General features: G+C 52.4%; 1 protein-coding gene. It reads left to right on the top strand.

Annotated features, from left to right (window positions below; translation table 11 throughout):
• The coding region (locus PSI23_RS21215; protein WP_273556935.1) for a condensation domain-containing protein at positions 1–1820 on the top strand (1820 nt) is incomplete at both ends.

The raw sequence follows: 1820 nt of genomic DNA, 5'->3' as shown, positions 1-1820 counted from the left end.
GAGGGCGAGGTTGAAGAGCAGATGGCGGCGCTCTGGTCGGCGCTACTGGGCATCGGGCAGGTGGGTCGCCATGACGACTTCTTTGCTCTGGGAGGGCACTCTTTGCGGGCGGTACAGGTGATTGAGCGCCTGCGTGCCGCTGGCTGGCAAACAGAAGTACGTCAACTGTTTCGTCAATCCAGATTGTCCGAATTCAGTAAAACCTTGAAGGTGGCCTCATCACAGCCCACTCAGCAGTTAAATAACGGCATCCCAACGGGCACGACGCAGATTACACCGTCTATGTTGCCCTTGGTGGATTTGCAGCAAGCAGACATTGATCTGATTTGTCAGCAGGTCGAAGGTGGAAGTGCGAATATCCAGGATATTTATCCCTTATCACCGCTGCAAGATGGCCTGTTATTCCATCACTTGCTGCAAAACGAAGGTGACCCTTACCTGCTGGTGAGCCAACTGGCTTTTACACAACGTGAAACGCTGGATAGCTTTTTGGCCGCGATGAAAAAGGTGGTCGCACGCCATGATATTTTGCGTACGGCGATCATCAGTCAGGTGAGCCCCGCAGTACAAGTCGTTTACCGGGAAGCAACGTTATCGCAGGAAGAACTTGAGTTCGCTGCCGCAGAGGGACCCGTCGTTGAACAACTGCGCCAGCATTTTGATCCCCGCAAAATACGCCTTCCGCTCGAGCAAGCCCCTTTGTTGCATTTGGTGATTGCGCGCGATGATGAACATCAGCGCTGGATCCTACTGCAATTGATGCATCACTTAATTGGGGATCATGCAACGCTTGAACTAATGTTGCAGGAGATTCGCCTGATTATGGCTGGGAGAAAGCAAGACTTGTTGCCGGTTGTGCCTTATCGCCAACTCATTACCCAGTTGAAAGAAACGAGTCACCAGGAAGAGCAAGAAGCGTATTTCCGACAACAGTTAGCCGATATTACGACGCCGAGCCTGGCCTTTGATATTGAGGATATTCAAGGTTCAGGGGAAAACATTGAGGAACATTATCAGCCTTTGTCGAGCGAACTTAATCATCGCTTGCGTGAGGCAGCTCGTCATTGCGGGGTGAGTTTAGCCAGCTTATGTCATCTGGCCTGGGCCAGAGTTATCGCAGCAACCAGCGCCCAATCCGCTGTGGTGTTCGGTACCGTGATGTTAGGACGCCTGACGGCAGCAACCAGTTTTGCGCAGAGTATGGGCTTGTTTATTAATACACTGCCGCTACGAGTAGATATTGATGCTCGCTCTCTCAGACAGGGTGTGCAGGATATTCACCAACAGCTAGCGAGGCTGTTACAACATGAACATGCTTCTCTGGCGCTTGCCCAGCGCTGCAGTGGAATTGAAGCACCGGCACCGCTTTTCAATAGCTTGCTGAACTATCGTCACAGTAACGCCACCACCTCGGTGTTTAACCACACCACCGACTTTATTCCGGGTGTTAAATGGTTAGAAGCGATTGAGCGGACTAATTACCCGCTCGCGATGGCGGTGGATGATTTCAATAATAGCTTATCGCTAACGGCACAAGCTCGGCAGCCCCTTCATGCTGAGGCCTTATGTACCTATATGGTCACGGTATTGGCCGCGATTGCTGATGCTCTGATAGCACATCAAGATATTGTGCTAAGCCAACTCCCTGTGGTGCCGATGTCAATGTGGTCGCCACGTATCCCTGCTACGACCATTGCCGCAGATCAGGGTACGCCTTCCATCGTGGCGCAGTTCGAGTCACGGGCCGCCAGTACGCCAGATGCCATTGCCCTGCACTCCCCGCAGGGCACCCTAAATTATCGCGACCTGAATGAGCAAGC

The organism is Xenorhabdus yunnanensis, assembly GCF_028598805.1.
Lineage (GTDB): Bacteria > Pseudomonadota > Gammaproteobacteria > Enterobacterales > Enterobacteriaceae > Xenorhabdus > Xenorhabdus yunnanensis.
Note: the sequence above shows the minus strand (reverse complement) of the source record. Positions and strands in the feature narration are given on the sequence as shown.